Origin of the sequence: Acinetobacter sp. ANC 3781, assembly GCF_004331285.1 — a bacterium.
In the GTDB taxonomy this organism is placed as follows: domain Bacteria; phylum Pseudomonadota; class Gammaproteobacteria; order Pseudomonadales; family Moraxellaceae; genus Acinetobacter.
This window is the reverse complement of the sequence record NZ_SJOH01000009.1, coordinates 67357-88033: the sequence shown is the minus strand read 5'-3', so window position 1 is coordinate 88033 and position 20677 is coordinate 67357. Positions and strand designations below refer to the sequence as shown.

Below are 20677 nucleotides of genomic sequence, written 5' to 3'. Positions count from 1 at the left end.
ATTTGTTATATCACAATCTGCTTTTAACCCAAGTAAAAAGCCTGTATAAGGCCTGTCTATTTTGTGTTTTTCCGCGAATTTCGGATGTGATTAATCAAAAAATGAGCAGCGGCACCCAGCTGACTTTCTCGACTCCAAACTAAATCGACAAAATATTCAAATTTAGGACTAAAATCTAAAAAGTTAAGAATTTTAAGTTGCTGGGTGATGTGTGGATTTTGATTAAGCATTTCCAAAGGTAACACCCCCCAGCCCAAACCCTGCATAATCATGGCGCAGGCAGAATGATTGTTGTCTGTGCGCCAGTATTTTTTTGAAAATAACAGTTCAGGCTTAATGCTCCGGTCACGGCTGGCCACCACAATTTGCCGGTTTTGCAAAATTTGCTCATAGCTGACCTGTTTAAATGCAGCTAACGGCGAGCTAGTGGCAGCTACCGGCACCAAGGCTTCACGTTTAAGTTCGACAAACTGTTCACGACTTTCCAATTGTTCACGTTCAAACATTAGTGCCAATTGTGCCGTCTGATTGAACAGCATTTTTAACGCATCCTCTTGCGGTGCTGAAAAAACATTGATTTGCAGTTCCGGAAATTGTTTTTCAATCAGTGAAATATAGTCTGTCCAGTGAGTGTGTAACAGTTCGGTTACTACCACAATATTTAAAGAGGATTCCAAGCCCTCACTTAAAGCAAAAGCATGCTGTTTCCATTGATTGATTTCAATGAGTAACTGCTCGGTTTTTTCATACAAGGTAAGCGCCTGAGGCGTGGGAACCGGCTCACGCCCAATACGTTGAAATAGAGATAAATTTAGATCTATCTCTAAATTGGCAATCGACATACTGACCGCAGAGGGGACTTTTCCCAACTTTCTTGCAGCAGCAGAAAATGAACCAGTTTCGATGACAGTCTTAAAAATAATCAGTTGGTCTTGGTTAATATTCATCTATCAAAACTTTTGAAAGAATCTAATTCGATTAATCAATAATACCAAAATAAAATACTCTTACCTCCAATAAATGAGTATTGAAATGTTGATTTCCAAAAGAAGGATCGTTCATGCACTGAGCTATGAGATCATCCTGTTGGTCATCATTGCGATTGCCTTGAGTTTTATTTTTGATATGCCGATGGAAGTGACTGGAATACTGGGAATTGTTATGGCAGTAACGTCGGTGTTTTGGAATATGATCTTTAACCATTTCTTTGAAAAGTTTGAAGTCAAGCATCATTTGAAAAGAACGGTGCGTGTACGTATTCTACATGCGATTGGTTTTGAAGGAGGCTTGATGTTGGCCACCATTCCAATGGTGGCTTATGCTCTAGAAATGAGCATCGGACGGGCTATTCTGCTCGATTTAAGTATGACCCTGTGTATTTTGGTGTATACCTTTATTTTCCAATGGTGTTTTGACGCTATTGAAGATCATTTAAGACTCAATCGGACTAATCAGCAATTTATAGAGAATTAATTATTGCTATATAAGTGAATAATTATTTTTAATAACATACATTCAAAAAATAATTGTTATCAGTCTAGGTGAGTAGAGTGAAATGTTTTATATACAACATTGTACATACCTTAACTTAAAACTGACATTTTGAAGCATATAAGCGGTCTCATCTCCTCTATATTAAATCTTGCACTGCTTAAATATGAGAAAGGTGCATAATTTTTCTTAAAAGTTATATTAAACTTAATTTTAAAAGCATGATAAAAGGATAATACGAAGATGAATGATAATTTTGATCGTGACGTTGTAAAAAACCTTCCTAAAGATGCTCGAGATGATTTGAATGCAGATCCAATTACAGGTGAACCTGGCGCACATCCGGTTGGAACTGGTGTAGGTGCAGCAGGAGGTGCAGTGGCTGGGGCAGCAGTTGGAGCCGTAGGTGGCCCAGTTGGCGCAATAGTCGGAGGTGCTGTGGGAGCAGTGGTCGGCGGCCTGGCAGGTAAAGGGGCCGCGGAAGCAGTCAATCCTACCGAAGAAGAAGCCTATTGGAGAGAGACGGCGCATACCACACCTTACTATGCAGAAACGCTTACAACCTATTCAGATTTAGATTATGAGCGAGATTATGAAAATGCTTATCGCATTGGTTATGAAGCCCGTCCTCAATATGACTCAAGTACGCGTTTTGAAGATGTGGAAAGTGATTTGAAACTTAAATGGGATCATGCCAAAGGGTTGTCTCGTTTAACCTGGAATGAAGCAAGAATTGCAGTTAAGGAAGCTTGGGAACGTGCTACACGCTAAGCTTTCAATGCTAGTTTAATTTATAAAATTGAGAAGCCCTCGGAAGTTAAAATTCCGGGGGCTTCTTATTTAAAAAGATATAGCGAGCTTATTTTTCAATAATTGCTGTTACACCTTGGCCACCAGCTGCACAGATCGAAACAAGCACACGACCTGAACCTTTTTGATTAATCAGTTTTGCTGCAGTGGCAATAATACGGCCGCCAGTCGCTGCAAATGGGTGGCCCGCTGCTAAAGATGAGCCTTTTACGTTGAGTTTAGAGCGGTCGATTGAACCGAGTGGTGCATCCAAGCCTAAACGTTCTTTACAGAATTTTGGGTCTTCCCACGCTTTCAATGTAGAAAGTACTTGAGATGCAAAAGCTTCGTGAATTTCGTAGTAGTCGAAATCTTGTAAAGTGATACCAGCACGTTCAAGCATACGTGGAACTGCATATGCAGGTGCCATCAATAAGCCTTCTTTTTTCTCAACGAAATCTACAGCAGCAGTTTCTTGGAAAGTTAAGTAAGCAAGAACTTCGTGACCGTTAGCTTTCGCCCATTCCTCAGAAGCTAAAAGTACGCAAGATGCACCGTCAGTCAGCGGAGTAGAGTTACCCGCAGTCATGGTACGTGCATCGCCTTTACCAAAAGCAGGCTTTAATTTTGCCAGTTTTTCTACAGATGAGTCTGCACGCAAGTTATTGTCACGTTCTAAACCTAAGAATGGTGTAATCAGGTCGTCGAAGAAACCTTCTTCGTAGGCAGCCGCCATTTTTTGATGTGAAGATGCAGCAAGTTCATCTTGCGCTTCACGAGCAATACCCCATTCAAGTGCTGTAATTGCTTGATGATCACCCATAGAAAGACCAGTACGGGGTTCACCATTTTTAGGTGCATCCATTAAATCTTTAAGATTGATTTTAGTTAACGCTTTTAAACGGTCTTTAGCTGTTTTTGCAATGTTCAATTCAAGTAAAGCTTTACGTAAACCGTCACCGAACGCAATTGGTGCATCAGATGTGGTATCTACACCGCCTGCAACACCGACTTCAATTTGACCCAAGGCAATTTTGTTTGCAACAAGGAATGCTGCTTGCAAGCCAGTACCACATGCTTGCTGTATATCGTAAGCAGGTGTTTCGGGAGCAAGTTCAGTGTTTAACACACATTCACGAGTCATGTTAAAGTCACGGCTATGTTTTAAAACTGCGCCTGCAACCACTTCGCCCAGGCGTTGACCTTGGAGGTTAAAACGCTCAACCAGACCATTTAAGGCGGCTGTAAACATATCTGAGTTAGAGGCAGTGAAATAAGCGCCGTTTGAACGAGCGAAAGGAATACGGTTACCACCGATAATTGCAACGCGGCGAACAGTGTTTTGACTCATGGTTTTATCCTGTTGAACAGCAGTTTGAGTTGTAGATTGTGATTTTTTGGGAGTTGAAGCAGTACTTTTACTACGTGGTGGTGTTGAACGAGGACGAGCTGCTTTCATCTCATCGGTTGCTGACTTTATGGCAGTACCAGAACTTTTAGTTGTACGCGCAGTACTTTTTGATGTATTTGACACAGTTTCCGTCGCAGAATTTTCAACTGTTGGATTTTCTTGAGTTGTCTTGCTCATAAGGCTTTTCCAAGCATTTTAAAGTATTCTTGGCACGTACATTAACACAATCTAAAAATAGCCGTATTGACTACAATGACATTGCACAAAGCATTCCGGTCAAGACATCCATTGTTTAACTCAAGTATGATTCTATAGAAACTGATGGATGTATTGAAATATAAGACTCTAAACATCATATTGAAGTTAAAAGAATATCTTCAAATCCATCAAAAATTAATTTGTATGAGAGATAATAAACATGACTGACCAATACCAAACATTCGCGAAATCTCCTATTGGTAAATTTGTCATCAAAAATTTAGGTTTGCCATCACCGATTTCCCTAGACCGTTTTGAGTCAGCCACTCCGGTCGTTAGGGGGGCAGTTTTATTTGGTGCTGCATCATCTTCAACTTTATCGGGTTCAATTGCGCAAGTTCTTGCAAATATTCACGCCAATAGCTATGCAGGCAACAATACTGAATTACAACAAGCTGCAGCAAAAACAGGTTTAAGCCTGAGTGCGTTCAATGAAGGCGACAAAGAATCTAAGTTTAAGGCTGTGATTTTTGATGCATCGGGTATTCAAAACTCTGAACAACTACATGAACTTTATGACTTCTTTAATCCGATTGCACGCCAAATTCAGACTTCTGGTCGTGTAGTGGTTGTCGGTATTACCCCTGAAACTGCAAAAACAGTAAAACAGGCGATTGCACAACGTGCGCTTGAAGGTTTTGTAAAATCTGTTGGTAAAGAATTTAAAAAAGGTATTGCTGCGCAGCTGGTCTATGTCGATGAAGGCGCTGAAGCCAATCTTGAGTCTACAGTTCGTTTTGCCTTATCTCCACGTTCAGCGTATGTGTCTGGTCAAGTGATTCGTGTTTCTAAAGCTGAAACTGTAGATATCGATTGGGCAAAACCGCTGGCAGGTAAAACGGCTGTGGTGACGGGTGCGAGTCGTGGGATTGGTGAAGCAATTGCACATGTATTATCTCGTGATGGTGCACATGTGATTTGTCTAGACGTTCCACAACAGCAGGCTGACCTTGATCGTGTTGCCGGTGAAATTGGTGGTTCGACTTTAGCCATTGATATTACAGCTAATGACGCTGGGGAAAAAATCAAAGCTGCGGCTGTAGCTCAAGGTGGTTTAGATATCATCGTACATAATGCCGGCATTACCCGTGACAAAACTTTGGCAAACATGAAGCCAGAGTTATGGGATCTGGTGATCAACATTAATTTATCTGCAATTGAGCGTGTCAATGATTACCTTCTTGAAAATGAAGGTTTTAATGCCAATGGTCGTATTGTTTGCGTATCTTCAATTTCAGGTATCGCGGGTAATTTGGGTCAAACCAACTATGCAGCATCTAAGGCAGGTGTCATTGGTGTAGTGAAATTCACTGCACCTATGTTGAAAAATGGTATAACCATTAACGCCGTTGCGCCTGGTTTTATCGAAACGCAAATGACTGCTGCAATTCCATTTGCCATTCGTGAAGCAGGTCGCCGCATGAACTCGATGAGCCAAGGCGGCTTACCTGTCGATGTTGCTGAAACGATTGCATTATTTGCATCTTCTGCTTCTACAGGTTTAAATGGCAACGTGGTTCGTGTGTGTGGTCAAAGCTTGTTGGGTGCTTAATTTGCAAATAAAACTCCTTCTCCCTTTGGGAGAAGGTTGGGATGAGGGCTAAAAAAGTTTTAATATTCGATTAATACCTCTCCCTTACGAAGCAGTGCTTCTCATCTCCTAAAAGGAAGAGGAAGTTGCATTTAAAGATATAAGAATTTTATAAAGGTCCAGAATGAATACTCGCCATTTTAGTCAACTTCCAAAACCTTATTTAGCCTATCCGAAAGTGATTCAAGGCCTAATTTTTAAAAAGCCGAAGGGTGAAAAAGTACTACCGCAAGTTGAATATGTGGTGGATTCATTCAAGGTCGATCAGAAACATCTTAAAGTCTACAACGAAGTCTGTGGCTTTAAGAATAACGGTTATATTCCCGCGATTTATTTAGCGGTACTTTCTCAAAGCCTGCAAATGCACATGATGACGCAAGAAGCGTTTCCATTTGCGATTTTAGGTTTGGTGCATATTCGCAATCAGATTAAGCAAACCCGTAAAGTTGGGGTAAATGAACAGCTAATGTTATCTTGCAAGTTTGGTGAAGTACAAGCACATGACAAAGGGAGTCAGTTTGACTTTATTACCACTGCAAAAGTGGGCAATGAAGTGGTAATGCAAGGGATAACCACTTATTTGGCGCGCCAAAAAACCAATGGCAAAGTTACTGCTAAAGTGACTGAATCGAAAGCACCTGCGTATGAAATGCAAGCAGAGTGGAATGTGTCGGAAAATACCGGTCGTCGTTATGCCTTAACTTCGGGCGACTTTAACCTGATTCATATTCATGCCATTACCGCAAAAGCTTTCGGTTTTAAACAGGCGATTGCCCATGGCATGTGGAGTAAAGCCAAAGCATTAGCAAGCTTAACGCTTCCAGACAGCTATGAAGCAGATGTATGGTTTAAGTTGCCGATGTACTTGCCCTCTAAAGTTGAGTTTTTAACTGCTAATGAAGGTAAGGATATCGAATTCCTGATCCGAAATAGCAAGAACCAAAAACCGCATGTGTCGGGTCGTATAAAAGCCTTATAAGACCAAGGCCTGAGTCATTGCTGATTTAGGCTTTTTTATTTTAAGCTTCGAGTAAATAAAAAATAACGACTGGTTTAGGGAAAGCACAGTTTAATGAACAAAATAAAAGAATATATCTTTGCCAATACAGAAAATTATCAGGGACAGACTGATGAGCGTTTTCAAGATCTCGCTAAACAATTTAGCCGTATGCAGGATGCACGGACAGATTTAGGTGGGGCAGCCCTAGTCGTTTATTTCCAGGGGCAAAAAGTCGTTGATATTTACACAGGTAAAAAATCAGCAACTGAAAACTGGCAATCCGATACTCTGTCAGTGTGCTATTCCACGGGTAAAGGTGTACTTTCGACACTGGCTCATATTTTAGTGAGTGAGGGTTTTCTAGATTACGACACGCCTGTTGCACAGTATTGGCCTGACTTTGCACAGAATGGTAAAGCGAAAATCACTTTAAGACATATACTGAGCCATCAAAGTGGTTTATATGACATTCGCAATCAGATTGAAACGGCATTGGAAATGGCGGACTGGTCACATATGCTGGAAGTGATTGCAAAAGCAAAACCACATTTTGAAATAGCTACGGATGCGGCTTATCAAGCCTTAACTTTTGGCTGGCTGGTAGGTGGTGTGCTTGAAAAAGCGACAGGAAAATCTTTGTCAGATTTAATGCTGCAGTATCTTGTTCAGCCACTGCAACTAGATGGAGCGTACTTTGGCGTTACTGAATTTGAATTGGCTCGGGTTGCAAGACCATTGGCAAAATTGAAAACAGAACCAAAGCCTTCAGGGCAAGCAAAACCGAAACCAAAGAAAGCTTCACTATTTGACAAAATAGTTGAGTGGTCAGGACAAAACCCACAAGACTTCCAGGATGCCATGATTCCCAAGGGAATGAAAAAGTTCAGCTTCTTTAGTGATGAAGGTTTAAAAGCCGTAATTCCCGCTGCAAATGGAGTTTTTACTGCAGATAGTCTGGCAAAAATTTATGCCATGCTGGCGAATGCAGGTGAATGGAAGGGTCAGCAATTGATTCGGCCAGATATCTTTAAAAATTTAAGTACAATTCAATACACTCAGCGCGACCGTATTATGCCGCTACCGATGTATTGGCGTTTAGGCTATCACCGGGTTTTAACTCTAGGGAAATCATCCAAAGGGTTTGGACATATGGGGTTTAATGGTTCTGGTGCATGGTGTGACCGTGAACGTAATCTAAGTTTCGCCTATACCCATAATTTTGCTACAGGTTCGATCACGGGGGATTATCGTCTGTGGGGTTTAACCCAAGAAACTTTACGTTGTGCAGATGCAGCATTAAAAGGGCGTAAGGGATGGTTTTAAACGGCATATTATTTAAAAATGTTAGCGTGCAGAGTTGGAAGGCATAATTCGGTAAAAAGTGTGATATTTTCCCAAGTCCAGAATCTCCCATTCAGTTGTCGTGATGAAAAAGCCGCTTCTTATTCCCTTAATTGCATCTTCTGTCTTGTTGGGTTGTCAGGACTCTAAGCAAACGAGTAGCGAAAGTAGCCAGCAAGTTGATCAGGTTGCCGAGCAGAAAGTTACGGTTGCGAAATGGGTGGGTAAGTATCAAGGAACGACACCATGCATGGGCTGTATTTCACGTTGTGAGGAATGCCCGGGTATGGCTGTAGATTTAGTGCTCAACCAGAACCAGACTTATACTTTAAAACGTGAAAGTTTAAGTGGCCATAATGAGATCGAAACGATTAAAGGCCATTTCCGATTTAGTAATTCTGATCAGACTAAACTTGAATTAGTGCAGGTCAAGACTCGCAATTTAATCTATGTGGATTTAGATCATCAACTGCTTGAAATATTGCAGGATCAGACAGGGAATATTTATAATGCTGAAGATGATTTTATTTTAGAAAAGAATGGATAGCTGATTTCTTTAGATTCTCGCAATATCTGAAAAATAGTTCTGCTTATCTCATATTTGATTGAACGCTTTTGCAGATTGTTCATTCACTCTTGACCAAAAAAACAGTATGCTTAGACCTGTAAAAAGGAGCATACATGTATCAAGTACTTGCGCGTAAATATCGCCCACGTAATTTTATTGAATTGGTTGGGCAAAACCATGTGTCACGAGCGCTCACCAGTGCCTTAGAACGTGGTCGTTTACACCATGCGTATTTATTTACTGGCACACGCGGGGTCGGTAAAACCACGATAGCGCGTATTTTGGCAAAGTGCTTGAACTGTGAAACGGGTGTAACTTATACGCCGTGTGAAGTGTGTGCAACTTGCACCGCGGTCAATGAAGGCCGTTTTATCGATTTGATTGAAATTGATGCGGCATCACGGACTAAAGTTGAAGATACACGTGAACTGCTGGATAACGTTCCATATGCACCAACACAAGGTCGTTTTAAAGTTTACCTGATCGATGAAGTGCATATGCTGTCTACGCACTCATTCAATGCGTTACTGAAAACACTAGAAGAGCCGCCTGAACACGTCAAATTCCTTTTTGCAACAACCGATCCACAAAAGCTTCCAATTACTGTCATTTCTCGCTGTTTACAGTTTACTTTGCGTCCATTGGCTGTGGATGAAATTACTGAACATTTGACGCATATTTTACATAAAGAAGAAATTCAGGCAGAACAGGATGCAATCTGGCAAATTGCTGAGTCTGCACAGGGATCACTCCGTGATGCACTGTCTTTAACCGATCAAGCGATTGCTTATGGTCAGGGCGCAATCCAGCATCAAGATGTTAAAGAAATGTTGGGTTTGATTGACCGAACCATTATTTATGATCTGATTTTAGCCATCCATCAAAATCAAAAGCAGCGTGTCAGTGAATTGTTGATGCAATTTAGGCAGCAGGCTTTAGATGTTTCGCTGGTTTTAGATCAGTTGATTTCAACTTTGCATGAACTGGCTTTACTGCAATATTTACCAGATTTAAGCCTGAAATATAGTGCTGAAATTAATAAAAAAATCATGCAATTATCGCAGCTCATTTCAGCGCAAGATTTACAATTGTATTATCAAGTGGCATGTAAAGGTCGTGCCGATCTGCAACTTGCAGTGACACAAGAACAAGGCTTTGAAATGTGCGTATTGCGCCTACTCGCGTTCCGTCCATTGCAACCGAATGAAGTCTTGGTATCTGCACCAGAGGTTCAGCAACCAGCAGCACAAATTGCTGTTCAAGCATCTGTACAAAATATGCAGCCGCAAGGTGATGAATATCAAGCACCAGCAGAGCCAGTTGCAGAAATTCAGTCACAATTAAGTTCACAGAATCCAGAACCATCTTCGGATGATTTTCTGGACGAACCAATGCTTGAGCTTGCTGAGCCGAATTCTCCGATAAGTCCAGATCAAATTGTCTTTGATCCAACCTCAGAAGATGCCCTGTTTGACTTAGATGAATCAAATGATGATATCAATATCCTGCCAGATAGCGCTGATCAGCTAGAAGCGAGCAGCGATGATTTCTTATTTGATGAAATTGCACCCTTAAATGATGTTTTCGATACTGAAACTGCAAAGTCTCAAGATAATATTGCTGTGGTGGATCAAGCGGAAGATGTATTCTTAAGCCCAGAACAGATGCCGATTGAGTCTGTACACGTTGAAGTTGCACCAGTTAAAGTTATCGAGAAGCCGGTTCTTGAATTAGAACCACCGAGTCTGGAAGAAACTCAAGTCGCGGTTAAAACTGTATCCACACAAGATTCAGGGTTAATGCCACAAGAGATTTTAAGACTAAGCCCTCAACAGCTTGAAGGGGATTGGACGGTAGATAAGTGGGAGTATTGGTTTAGAAATAGTACATTATCACCCGCGGTACAGGAATTGGCGCAACAGGGGGTAATGACCGGTCAGATTGATGGCGAATCGTTATTTCATATTCCACCACAATATGAACAGTTGTTAAATCAGTTACGACATGCGTTAGAGCAAGCTTTGAAAACTGAATGGCCGAATACCCACTTTCAGGTCAAATATGCTGAAGTTGAAACAACGACGCCTTATAACATGCAGAATGAACGGAAACAGAGAGCGTATGCACGTGCTTCAGAGCTACTGCATGCAGAAGCGGCGGTGAAGGATATTCTGCAAAACTTTGATGCTGAAATACAGAATATTCAGCTTAAATAAGTTTATTCATTGATACAGTATTGAGATAAAGCATCCCGCATTTCACTTAGAATCGGGGTACTTTTTCGTGTCTGGCGATCCACAAAGACATGTATGAAATGACCTTGAGCAGAGGCAAAATCTTCAGATGCTTTAAAAATCGCTAAATCATATTGTACGGATGAATTGCCAAGTTTGGAAATGACCACACCAACCTCAATAATTTCAGGATAAGAAAGTTCCTGAAAAAAACTGCATGCTGAATCGACGACCAACCCGATGATGGGGGAATGGCGAATATCGAAACTTGCCTTTTCAATCAATAAGGCATTGGCTGCAGTATCAAAATAACTGTAATAGGTGACATTATTGACGTGACCATAGATATCGTTATCTGACCAGCGTGTTTGTATGGGTAAGAAGTATGAGAAATCAGTGCGTTGTTTGGGTATTTGCTTCATCGTAATCTTATTTGCTATCGGTCATTTATGTTCAGTTGTACTGTTAAAAATAAATGAATGCAAGCGGGTAAAAGCAAGGTTATTTACAGGAAATAAATGACCTTGCGATCTTGTTTTATATTAGATAATTTACATAAATCAAAAAATGTTCAATATTGGATTCTTTAAAACCAGCACTGCCTCAGTTTATTGATTCAATTTCTATGCCTTTGCCTAGGTATTACCTCTACTTTTAAAAGGTCAAAATGAGGACTTAAAATATATTTTGAGTCCGCAAGAAAAACCTTTGGTTTCCCATGCATGACCTCCTTGTCGTGATGGCGAACGTGTGGCATCCATGCCACACTCATGAATCCAATACCTGTTAAAATTTATTTTTAATTTTGGCTTTACGAGCAATTTATCGTAATTGAAAAAATGACTTATGAAAGAAGTCTATTGGTAAGATTTTTTGATTGCAATAAAAAATCGCTTAAAATGATATGAAGATAAATAAAATACAAACTAAGCATAAACAGCTTCATAAATTTGTCGGGCATCCTGCAACTTTAGTTCACGCGGATTATTTTGTAAAAGTCGAGTTTGCAACATGGCATCATTGGCTAATTGCTCAAGCTTGGTTTCTGGAACATTTAAATCTTTCAATTTTAAAATTAAACCGCTTTTATTAAGGTGATTTTGCATATGATCAATAAATAAGTCACATAAACCATCTGTACTGCCGGTACTTTTTGGATCTATCCAGCACATCAATTCAGCATAGAGTTGCTTTGCATTAGGGGCGTTAAACTTTAAAACTTCGGTTAAGACCAAGGCATTGCTATGCCCATGCGAGATATGAAAATGTCCACCTAGAGGATAAGCCAGCGCATGTACCGCAGCGACTGGAGCATTGGCAAAGGCTTGACCGGCAAGCATTGAGCCGACCAGCATATTTTGACGTGCCGCTAAATTCTGTCCATCAGCCAAGACCAGGCTTAAGTTGTCATTGAGTAAGCGTAATGCCTGTTTGGCTAACATGTCTGCATAAGGATTCTTTTTTATTTTTGATGTATAGGCCTCAATCGCATGCACCATCGCGTCTATACCTGTTGCCGCCGTAATTTGTGCGGGCAAGTTTTGGGTAAAGGTCGCATCTAAAATAGCAACATCGGCAAATAAAACCGGACAAACAATCCCGGTTTTTGTAGTTTCACCGGTGGTAACGATAGAAATAGGAGTGACTTCAGAACCAGTACCTGCAGTAGTTGGAACTAAAAATAAAGGTAGTCTTGGGATTTTAGCATTATTGATACTGTATAAATCTTGCAAAGTGTGCTGTTGTTCGGGATGTGCCAAAACAGCAATCACTTTTGCGACATCTAATGAACTGCCGCCACCAAAACCTAACACGATATCTGCCTTTTCATTTTTCGCGAATTGAACTGCATCTAAAACAATATGTTCGGGTGGGTCCGCTTGAACGCTAGAATAAATCACATAATCAAGTTGAATGGTTTCTAAAATTTCAATAATCGGTAAGTGTAATTGTTGCTGAATCATACCTGCATCGGTCACCAATAACAGCTTTTTATAGGGTTGCTGTTGGAGTAATTGCTTTAAGTCATAGATTGAACCGAGCCCTGAAATAATATTCGAGACAGTCTGAAATTGAAAATGGCTCATCTATTGCATCCTTTTTTATATCAAATTCAAGATTATTGTTTTAGCGTTCTATAGGATTCATCCCATAAATAACTTAACATAAGACATCTGAAAATAAAGTAGTTATTGAGGTTGTTATGTCATCCAAAACGCCATATAAGGTGTTATGTGTGTGTTTAGGAAATATTTGTCGCTCTCCCACAGCAGAAGTTGTGCTTAGACATTTTTGTGATGAACATTCGCTCAATATTGTGATTGATTCAGCCGGAACCAGTAACTACCATCCCGGAAAAGCACCTGATGAACGTAGTCAGAAGCATGCGTTAAATCGTGGCTATGATTTATCAGCCTTACGTGCACGCCAATTAAAGCCCCAGGATTTCATTGAATTTGATCTGATTCTGGCAATGGATCATGAAAATTTAATTAATATTCAAGCACTTTTAGTACAAGTACATAGTGAGTATGGTGCAAGTCAAATTCGGGCAAAAATTGTATTGATGAGTGAACATGATCAAACTTATCTCAAGCAAGCTTTGCCAGACCCATATTATGGCGGGGTAGAGGGTTTTGAGCGGGTACTCGATCAGTGTGAATCGAGTAGTCGGGCGTGGGTCAATATTTTTAGACAACAGTTCAAACAACAGATCGATGTGAAATAAAGGTTTAAGCACATGAATATTCAAACTCAAATTCAACTTAAGCCTTTTAATACCTTAAGTCTTGATGCGATTGCATCCCATTATATTAAAGTTCAATCTCAACAAGAATTGGTGGATGCGTTAAATTATGCCCGGCAGCAACAGTTAAACGTCCTGATTCTGTCTGGTGGCAGCAATATGTTATTACCTGAACATATTCATGCGCTCGTGCTTCATATGGATATTCAGGGAATTGAATCTATTGCTGAAGATGAGCACAGCAAGACTATTCGAGTGGGTGCAGGACAAATCTGGCATGACTTTGTGCTATGGACGACAGAAAATCGTTTATATGGATTACAAAATCTGGCCCTCATTCCAGGTTTAGTCGGTGCATCTCCAGTTCAAAATATCGGGGCTTATGGGGTTGAAGCCGGTGAATTTATTGAATCGGTTCAGGTTTATGACCGCCAATTAGAGCAATTCAGCCTTATTCTTGCTTCGGACTGTGATTTTTCATATCGGCATAGTATTTTTAAAGATGATCCGAATCGTTTTGTGATTACTCATGTGACTTTTAAATTGCTTAAGCACGCACATTTGATGTTGAATTATGGTGATCTGAAGCACGCCGTAGGCGATCAACAGACTGCTGAAAACTTGCAAAAACAAGTGATTCAAATCCGTCAAAGCAAATTGCCAGATCCAAAAGAATATCCAAATGTAGGAAGTTTCTTTAAAAATCCGATTGTTTCACAACAGCTTTATGACCATTTAGCACTATCATTTCCGAATTTACCCCATTACCCTCAAGCTCAAGGTGGCGTTAAAATTGCAGCAGGTTGGTTGATTGATCAGTCGGGTTGGAAAGGGAAGCAATTAGGTATGGTGGGGATGTTTCATAAACAAGCCTTGGTTTTAGTAAATTATGATCAGGCGACTTTGGCGGATGTGAAAGCAAGTTATCATGCCGTACAACGGGATGTTCAGCAAAAATTTAACATTTTATTGGAACCTGAACCGGTATTGTTTGATGAGACAGGTTTAATTCGCTCACATTTGGAATAAGAAAATTATGGTGAAATCGCATTGGATGGTTCGATTGGTACAAATAGCATCAGTGTTATTTGTTCTTTTCGGCTGTTTCATGGTTTTGATTTATTCGCCATTTTATTCAGGCTGGGTTGTGAAAGCCTTGAATAGTTTTGTTCCTGTTGAAGTCAATCAGGTGGCTGCGAAAAGTCAACAAATGGCTGCATTGAGCGAACATGAAAATTTGGAGCCAGGCTCTAGATTATGGATTGCTCGACAGGCCTATTTAAAGTTAATGGAAGAAGCGATCCAAAGCCATAATTCGCAGAATTTGACTGTAATTCAAGCGCGATATAAAGCTTTGCAACACATGATTGAGGAGGCGCAACAACAAGAAAATGAACAAGAGGAAAAGCCGCGTATTCCATTGCTTGCAGAATCGGTGAATGATGAGATAGGACATGAAGATCCTACTCAAGCAGTTAAAGATTTATTGGACTTAAATAGTACTGAAAATAAAGCGTTAATGGAGAAATATGTAGAATTTCTTCTCACGCATAAAATTGAACAGGAACAAGTCGCGAAACAACCTGTGGATGAAACCATTTACCAGGATATTGCATTAATTCACGAACAGAATGAACAACCTCTACTGCAAGGTTCAAAGCCTTATGCCATTGTGGTCTTGGGTGGCGGCCTCACTCTGGATAAAAACGGTAAAGACATTGTGGTGAACGAATATACACGACTGCGTTTAGAGAAAACCTTAGCCATCGAAAAACAATATCAACTTCCGATTGTACTGAGTGGTGTAGAAGCCCCATATATGCAGCGCTGGTTGAAAGAACATGATGTAGACGCGAAATTACTGGAAGACCGAAGCATGAATACCTGCGAAAATTCGCGGTTTAGCTCGCTATTATTGCAAAAAAAGGGTGGAGCACCACGGGTGATATTAATTACCGACCGTTATCATATGCCGCGTACACGTCGTTTATTTGCATTAAATGGTATTGAAACTGTACCTGTTGAAGCCCCTATGCCGACACATCTGACACACTGGCGTCCAAGCGAACAAAATTATGATCATAGCCGCCGTGCCAATTATGAAATGTTAGCCACGATTCGTGACGTCTGGTTTGGTTCCACTGATTGTCGGGAGGTGCCTTAATGCCAGATATCCCATTTTTAAATCCAACTATTTTAAAACAGCTGGATTTGCCAGTGCCGAGTAGAGAAACAACACCTCAACTGCTTGAAGCCTTAGACCTGAGTAAGCCTTATCAACCTTCAGTAGAGATTCAGGCTTACCGTAAGTTATATGGTTTGCATTTACTGGATTGTGAGCATTGGCAAGGCTATGTGCAAATGCCTTTGTTTAAATTGCATGTACAGGTATTCCAACCCAATTTAGCCGATCTTGCTTTTAATAAAATACGCGGAACGGTATTTTTATTGCATGGCTATCTGGAACACAGTGGTATTTATCAGCCGATTATACGCGAATTACTGGAACAGGGTTTCAGTGTCATCACCTATGATTTGCCTGGTCATGGTTTAAGTGATGGTTCGCCTGCAAACATTAAGAACTTTGATCATTATCAGCAGGTTTTACATGCTGTTTATCACTATGTTAAAAATGCCAGTCAATTACCCAAACCATGGTTGGGTATTGGCCAGAGTACCGGTGGTGCTATTTTACTGCATCATCTATTAGAGTTTGCGGAGCGCCGTGAAAATCCCTATGTGGAGCGTGTCCTATTACTTTCTCCACTGATTCGACCTGCAAAATCAGCATGGTGGCATAATTCTGTGGGTTTAGGCATTATTCGACGAATCAAGCGTCAAGTGCCACGTCATTTTAGACGCAATAACCACAATCCAGAGTTTCTACGCTTTGTGCGTTTAAAAGATCCTTTACAGCCACGTATGATGGGCATGGACTGGATTTTGGCCATGTCCAAATGGATGCAGGAAATGGAGGCACGTCCAGCATGCCGTATTCCGGTATGGTTGGCTCAAGGTGCCCAAGATCAGACTGTGGACTGGCGTTATAACATTGAGTTTATTCGTCGCAAGTTCCGTTTGCAGACCTTGTTGATGCTTGAAGAGGGTTCGCATCAGTTAATTAATGAACGCGCGGATATTCGTGCAGCCTTGACTGGACTCATTCCGGCATTTTTACATGCACAAAGTTCAGATGGTTATTATTAAACTTCATCACAATCAGTGAATCAAAAAAGGTCTTATGAGCAAAGATAAATCAGTTAAATAATGAGCTGATTTTTTCTTTTTAAATTCCACATAGTGTTTGATACATGGACATGTCATCCGCAACCTGAGCAAAAAACATTGTTTTGCTTGTAACACAAGGTAAAGCAGAGCAGAGATATTTTAACTTAACTGTTTTTGCAAAAAAATTATTTTAAGTGCGGAAATCGAACAGATTTTGCGGTGAGTTGTGCTGCCCCACAAGATGCTTTTTTGCCAACTCAAAATATATTTTGAGGCTTCTCATTTGGCGAATGAAAAACAGTGTTTCGCAAGGAAAAAATGAGCTTCAGACATTTGATTCAAAAATAGTAATACTTCTTCGTGAATGACCAAAATACTAAAGAGTTGATTGAAAATCTTATAACGACTAATCGAGATTAGTCGTTATAAGCTCTTTTTTGCTAAATACCAGCATATCTATCACTCAAAGCCGGGTTAAAATTTCTCTGCATGGGCTAAATTCCACATTCGAAAGTAAAAATTTTCATCATCTTTATCTTCACAGCTGAGCAACTCACCTTCTTTTAACCAAAAGTGTAATTGTGCATAATTCTTGATTTCGCGGTCATTAATGCGCTGCGCGAGATGGTGAGCCTTAATATCCGCTGGGTGTTTGAGTCCAGCCGCAGCAATCATTTCAGACAAAGCCAGCATAGTATTTTTATGAAAATTTAGTACACGTACGGCTTTGGTGGGAACATGCAGGGCTTTTTGTCGCTCTTTGTCCTGAGTTGTAACACCAACCGGACATTGATTGGTATGACAACTTTGCGCTTGAATGCAGCCGACCGCGAACATAAATCCACGTGCTGAATTCACCCAGTCTGCACCAATTGCCATAGTACTGGAAATATCAAAAGCACTGATAATTTTACCACTCGCCCCGACTTTAATTTGATTACGCAAACCAGCGCCCACCAAAGTATTGTGTACAAACAGCAAGCCTTCTCGCAAAGGCGTACCTACATGATCAATTAGTTCAATCGGGGCTGCGCCTGTGCCACCTTCAGAACCATCTACCACAATAAAGTCGGGCACAATTTTAGTTTCCAGCATGGCTTTAACAATACTCATAAATTGCCAGGGCTGACCAATACACAGCTTAAAACCAACCGGTTTACCACCAGATAGCTCGCGCAGTTGTTGAATGAAATACATCATTTCAATCGGCGTATTAAAGGCTGAATGTTTAGAAGGAGAGACACAGTCATGCTCACGACTGATACCACGAATTTGGGCAATTTCTTCTGAAATCTTGCTTTTAGGTAAAATACCGCCATGTCCGGGTTTTGCCCCTTGCGATAATTTAATTTCAATCATTTTGACTTGCGGTAGCAGGGCTTGCCGGGTAAATTTTTCAGGATCAAAGTGTCCATCTAAAGTACGACAGCCAAAATAAGCACTACCCAGTTCCCAGACAATATCGCCACCGTTCTCCAGATGATAAGGGCTAATACTGCCTTCACCTGTATCATGAGAAAAGTTCCCCATTTTCGCGCCCAAATTTAAAGCTCGAATTGCATTGGCACTCATGCTGCCAAAACTCATGGCGGAAATATTCATAATGGAAGCACTATAAGGCTGCTGACATTGATGATTACCAATCTGAATCCGAAAACTATCTGGATGGGCAGGCTTGCATGGCGTAATTGAATGGGTGATAAAACGATAATCTTGTTGATAGACATTAATAATGGACCCGAAGGGCTTATCGGCATTTTCATTCTTTGAGCGTTGATATACCAGGCTGCGTTGCATTCGTGAAAATGGCAGGGCATCCTGATCGGCTTCAATAAAATACTGGCGAATTTCGGGACGGAAATCTTCAAAAATAAAACGGAAATGCCCCATGATCGGATAGTTTTTTAGGATTGAATGCTTGTTTTGCAGGACATCATATAAGCCGACCAAACTGAGTATGCCTGAAATCAGCCATAAGGAATTCAGCAAGGTGTCCGAAATAAAGTAATAAATATAATGTGGAGCGTAAACGATCCGGAACCAGCTAATGGTGAGAGCAATGAAAATAAAAGTGAACCAGACTGAGTACCGTGAGAAAAAAGTATTTAAAAGCTTATGTCTAACAATCTGAACGGGACCTGGCATTCTAGTTTTTCCAAATTATTATGAATCAATTGAATTTGCCTATTTTGCGGACATGCTGCAAGTTCTGATTTGTAAAACTCAAATTATTGCTAGTTATAGCGAACAGTATATCGAAGTAATCATTATTGATTGTTTTACTAAATCAGTATTGAAATTCAAATCAGACACTTATTATGAACAATTAAGTTAAGTGATGTTTGAGTGTATTGGATAGGAATTGAGCGTAATTAAAATCCAGAATAAATGCTTAATAAAAAATCTGCTTAAAGCTTCTGATCTTATGATTTCTCAATACTTATATTATGCAGTACATTGATTTTACGTTAGCAACAGAGGTAATTCATATGACGATGAAATCAATCCGATATAATAGTGGAGATCTAGCGTGCTAAAGCTCAATGTTCTTCACTCCAGCAATCAAATCAACAGCCATCAAGCTTTGTGGTGGGGTGAGAAAATAAAGCCTGATGTTCTGGAAACCCACAATACGATAATAAAAAATAGATCCAAATAGAAAAATTCTCCAGTCCCAATTATTGGGACTTTTTTTATTTTTAGTTATTTTATCTCATCAGTGATTTGACGAACTGCATTTGAAACCTCAATTGGCTCGATTTGCTGAATCTTATTGCCAAAACCTCTTAGCCACCAGACCAGTTGAGAGGTAAAAGGTACGCTTGCAGTAATTTGAGCTAAACCATGGTCCAGTTTTCGGATGGTCTGATCTTTACTGAGCTGACTTTCATCAAAATAATGTGCATCTTCTTCAGTCATGATCAGTTTCAAGGCAATATTTTCAGTCGGCTTGTTATAGTCGACTCTAAAGCCTAGAGCGCCAGAATCAATATAAGCATCAATATCAAAGTTAACCGGATGCATTGCACGTGAATTTAAAACAATGGCTGATTTAAAACGGTGCAGGGCAAAAGTCTGAATATCAGTTTTATCATGCCGGGTACAGATTAAATAAATAATCGCACCTTTTTGAACCAAAGCTAAGGGATTCAAAGTATAGGTTTTTTCTTCACTTAAGTGGCTACGTCCCTGATAAACACATTCCAGTTGTTTGTCTTGCAGCAACCCTTCATAAATTGCTTGTTGCGCCATTTTATCGACTACAGGTGGAATTAAGGGTTGAGTGGCGGGAACAATACGAACCCGGTTAATCCATTGTCGCACATTATTTTGGGTGGACAAGCTACGGCGTGCCAAGTCAAACCAAGGATTCATTTCTTCAATCAGACTAGGAGGTAACAAGTGTTTTAAATGTTCTTCTACCATCATAAAGGTTACCGCCTGAGAACTGGTCATATGCGGTAAGCTTTGAATGGGTGCATCTGAACGCCAACGCCAGCCTTGAGGGACAGTTTTGCTGCTTTCAATAGGAAAGCGCAGCGAGATCTGATTTAAGTCACGCTGAATAGTACGCAAGCTGATATCAATACCTTCACGTTGCAGAATTTCTTGTAATTCTCGGGTACCCATCCACTTTCCAGTAGAAAGACGAGATAAAATTTGCCATTGTCGGTATAGGCTGTTGGACGTTTCTTTTTCTTGTGAAGACATAACTAACATTAAAAATCGAGTAGATTGTTTATAGCTGCATTAAATCAGGAAAACAATAAAAAAACTGAATATTTTTCTCAAATTTTTCTATCTCTCTCTATCAATAATTTGAAACATGTTAAGTCTAAAAATGCCATTGATTGTAGATAATTTTAGTGGGTAAATAGAAAAGACGATAAAAGGATTTTTTATTGGCATATATTTTGCTTCGCACTATTTAAGAATAGATAACAATTATGAGGGTAATATGTTTAAAGAAAATGATCGAATACCTCCAGTTTCTACGATTGAACATTTCCCCAATACTTT

General features: G+C 40.2%; 17 protein-coding genes. 11 read left to right on the top strand and 6 right to left on the bottom strand.

Annotated elements, in window-relative coordinates; genetic code table 11:
• Positions 1–56 precede the first annotated feature (56 nt).
• Positions 57–947, bottom strand: coding sequence for an HTH-type transcriptional regulator AceR (gene aceR / locus E0H89_RS08360; protein ID WP_131216182.1), 891 nt, complete (start codon positions 945–947; stop codon positions 57–59).
• Between the two features lie 85 nt (positions 948–1032).
• Here aceR and aceI point away from each other — a divergent pair, with 85 nt between their 5' ends.
• Positions 1033–1473 (top strand): chlorhexidine efflux PACE transporter AceI, encoded by a 441-nt coding sequence (gene aceI, locus E0H89_RS08355; protein ID WP_131216181.1) that lies wholly within the window; start codon positions 1033–1035, stop codon positions 1471–1473.
• A 261-nt stretch (positions 1474–1734) separates the two neighbouring features.
• Positions 1735–2262, top strand: a complete 528-nt coding sequence (locus E0H89_RS08350) for a hypothetical protein (protein WP_131216180.1) — start codon at positions 1735–1737, stop codon at positions 2260–2262.
• Between the two features lie 88 nt (positions 2263–2350).
• Here E0H89_RS08350 and E0H89_RS08345 read toward each other — a convergent pair whose 3' ends face one another.
• Positions 2351–3868 (bottom strand): acetyl-CoA C-acetyltransferase, encoded by a 1518-nt coding sequence (locus tag E0H89_RS08345; RefSeq protein ID WP_131216179.1) that lies wholly within the window; start codon positions 3866–3868, stop codon positions 2351–2353.
• Between the two features lie 241 nt (positions 3869–4109).
• Between E0H89_RS08345 and E0H89_RS08340 the strand changes: the two genes are divergently transcribed.
• The 5 genes from E0H89_RS08340 to dnaX all read left to right on the top strand — a co-directional run bounded on the left by E0H89_RS08340 (position 4110) and on the right by dnaX (position 10665).
• The gene (locus tag E0H89_RS08340) at positions 4110–5501 is read left to right on the top strand and encodes a 3-oxoacyl-ACP reductase (protein ID WP_131216178.1); all 1392 of its coding nucleotides are present in this window, start codon (positions 4110–4112) and stop codon (positions 5499–5501) included.
• A 163-nt stretch (positions 5502–5664) separates the two neighbouring features.
• Positions 5665–6519, top strand: a complete 855-nt coding sequence (locus E0H89_RS08335; RefSeq protein WP_131216177.1) for a MaoC family dehydratase — start codon at positions 5665–5667, stop codon at positions 6517–6519.
• Positions 6520–6612: 93 nt separating this feature from the next.
• Positions 6613–7863 (top strand): serine hydrolase domain-containing protein, encoded by a 1251-nt coding sequence (locus E0H89_RS08330; RefSeq protein WP_131216176.1) that lies wholly within the window; start codon positions 6613–6615, stop codon positions 7861–7863.
• 103 nt (positions 7864–7966) lie between these two features.
• Positions 7967–8428 carry a copper resistance protein NlpE N-terminal domain-containing protein gene (locus E0H89_RS08325; protein WP_131216175.1) on the top strand — a complete coding sequence of 154 codons (462 nt, stop codon included), beginning with the start codon at positions 7967–7969 and terminating at the stop codon, positions 8426–8428.
• A gap of 134 nt (positions 8429–8562) precedes the next feature.
• Positions 8563–10665 carry a DNA polymerase III subunit gamma/tau gene (gene dnaX / locus E0H89_RS08320; protein WP_131216174.1) on the top strand — a complete coding sequence of 701 codons (2103 nt, stop codon included), beginning with the start codon at positions 8563–8565 and terminating at the stop codon, positions 10663–10665.
• Between the two features lie 2 nt (positions 10666–10667).
• Here dnaX and E0H89_RS08315 read toward each other — a convergent pair whose 3' ends face one another.
• Together E0H89_RS08315 and E0H89_RS08310 are read right to left on the bottom strand one after the other, a co-directional pair.
• Positions 10668–11105 (bottom strand): acyl-CoA thioesterase, encoded by a 438-nt coding sequence (locus E0H89_RS08315; RefSeq protein WP_131216173.1) that lies wholly within the window; start codon positions 11103–11105, stop codon positions 10668–10670.
• Between the two features lie 504 nt (positions 11106–11609).
• Positions 11610–12770, bottom strand: a complete 1161-nt coding sequence (locus tag E0H89_RS08310; RefSeq protein ID WP_131216172.1) for an iron-containing alcohol dehydrogenase — start codon at positions 12768–12770, stop codon at positions 11610–11612.
• A 116-nt stretch (positions 12771–12886) separates the two neighbouring features.
• On the opposite strand from E0H89_RS08310, the gene E0H89_RS08305 reads away from it, so the two are divergent.
• The 4 genes from E0H89_RS08305 to E0H89_RS08290 are packed head-to-tail and all read left to right on the top strand — an operon-like array spanning position 12887 to position 16636.
• Positions 12887–13411: a low molecular weight protein-tyrosine-phosphatase gene (locus tag E0H89_RS08305; protein WP_131216171.1), complete on the top strand. Its 525-nt coding sequence runs from the start codon at positions 12887–12889 to the stop codon at positions 13409–13411.
• Between the two features lie 12 nt (positions 13412–13423).
• Positions 13424–14458 carry a UDP-N-acetylmuramate dehydrogenase gene (murB, locus tag E0H89_RS08300; protein ID WP_131216170.1) on the top strand — a complete coding sequence of 345 codons (1035 nt, stop codon included), beginning with the start codon at positions 13424–13426 and terminating at the stop codon, positions 14456–14458.
• 7 nt (positions 14459–14465) lie between these two features.
• Positions 14466–15593 (top strand): YdcF family protein, encoded by a 1128-nt coding sequence (locus E0H89_RS08295; protein ID WP_131216169.1) that lies wholly within the window; start codon positions 14466–14468, stop codon positions 15591–15593.
• On the top strand, positions 15593–16636 hold the full coding sequence (locus E0H89_RS08290) for an alpha/beta hydrolase (RefSeq protein ID WP_131216168.1): 1044 nt from the start codon (positions 15593–15595) through the stop codon (positions 16634–16636). Before E0H89_RS08295 ends, E0H89_RS08290 begins: the two co-directional genes overlap by 1 nt.
• Before the next feature lie 495 nt (positions 16637–17131).
• On the opposite strand, the gene E0H89_RS08285 is transcribed toward E0H89_RS08290, so the two are convergent.
• On the bottom strand, positions 17132–18802 hold the full coding sequence (locus E0H89_RS08285) for an FMN-binding glutamate synthase family protein (RefSeq protein WP_131216167.1): 1671 nt from the start codon (positions 18800–18802) through the stop codon (positions 17132–17134).
• Between the two features lie 558 nt (positions 18803–19360).
• Complete coding sequence (locus tag E0H89_RS08280; RefSeq protein WP_131216166.1) at positions 19361–20368, bottom strand: helix-turn-helix transcriptional regulator; 1008 nt, start codon at positions 20366–20368, stop codon at positions 19361–19363.
• Between the last annotated feature and the right edge of the window lie 309 nt (positions 20369–20677).

Excerpts from the sequence above, each read along its gene's own strand:
- aceR (WP_131216182.1), bottom strand. The coding sequence starts at position 947 with ATGAATATTAACCAAGACCAACTGATTATTTTTAAGACTGTCATCGAA.
- aceI (WP_131216181.1), top strand. The coding sequence starts at position 1,033 with ATGTTGATTTCCAAAAGAAGGATCGTTCATGCACTGAGCTATGAGATC.
- E0H89_RS08350 (WP_131216180.1), top strand. The coding sequence starts at position 1,735 with ATGAATGATAATTTTGATCGTGACGTTGTAAAAAACCTTCCTAAAGAT.
- E0H89_RS08345 (WP_131216179.1), bottom strand. The coding sequence starts at position 3,868 with ATGAGCAAGACAACTCAAGAAAATCCAACAGTTGAAAATTCTGCGACG.
- E0H89_RS08340 (WP_131216178.1), top strand. The coding sequence starts at position 4,110 with ATGACTGACCAATACCAAACATTCGCGAAATCTCCTATTGGTAAATTT.
- E0H89_RS08335 (WP_131216177.1), top strand. The coding sequence starts at position 5,665 with ATGAATACTCGCCATTTTAGTCAACTTCCAAAACCTTATTTAGCCTAT.
- E0H89_RS08330 (WP_131216176.1), top strand. The coding sequence starts at position 6,613 with ATGAACAAAATAAAAGAATATATCTTTGCCAATACAGAAAATTATCAG.
- E0H89_RS08325 (WP_131216175.1), top strand. The coding sequence starts at position 7,967 with ATGAAAAAGCCGCTTCTTATTCCCTTAATTGCATCTTCTGTCTTGTTG.
- dnaX (WP_131216174.1), top strand. The coding sequence starts at position 8,563 with ATGTATCAAGTACTTGCGCGTAAATATCGCCCACGTAATTTTATTGAA.
- E0H89_RS08315 (WP_131216173.1), bottom strand. The coding sequence starts at position 11,105 with ATGAAGCAAATACCCAAACAACGCACTGATTTCTCATACTTCTTACCC.
- E0H89_RS08310 (WP_131216172.1), bottom strand. The coding sequence starts at position 12,770 with ATGAGCCATTTTCAATTTCAGACTGTCTCGAATATTATTTCAGGGCTC.
- E0H89_RS08305 (WP_131216171.1), top strand. The coding sequence starts at position 12,887 with ATGTCATCCAAAACGCCATATAAGGTGTTATGTGTGTGTTTAGGAAAT.
- murB (WP_131216170.1), top strand. The coding sequence starts at position 13,424 with ATGAATATTCAAACTCAAATTCAACTTAAGCCTTTTAATACCTTAAGT.
- E0H89_RS08295 (WP_131216169.1), top strand. The coding sequence starts at position 14,466 with ATGGTGAAATCGCATTGGATGGTTCGATTGGTACAAATAGCATCAGTG.
- E0H89_RS08290 (WP_131216168.1), top strand. The coding sequence starts at position 15,593 with ATGCCAGATATCCCATTTTTAAATCCAACTATTTTAAAACAGCTGGAT.
- E0H89_RS08285 (WP_131216167.1), bottom strand. The coding sequence starts at position 18,802 with ATGCCAGGTCCCGTTCAGATTGTTAGACATAAGCTTTTAAATACTTTT.
- E0H89_RS08280 (WP_131216166.1), bottom strand. The coding sequence starts at position 20,368 with ATGTCTTCACAAGAAAAAGAAACGTCCAACAGCCTATACCGACAATGG.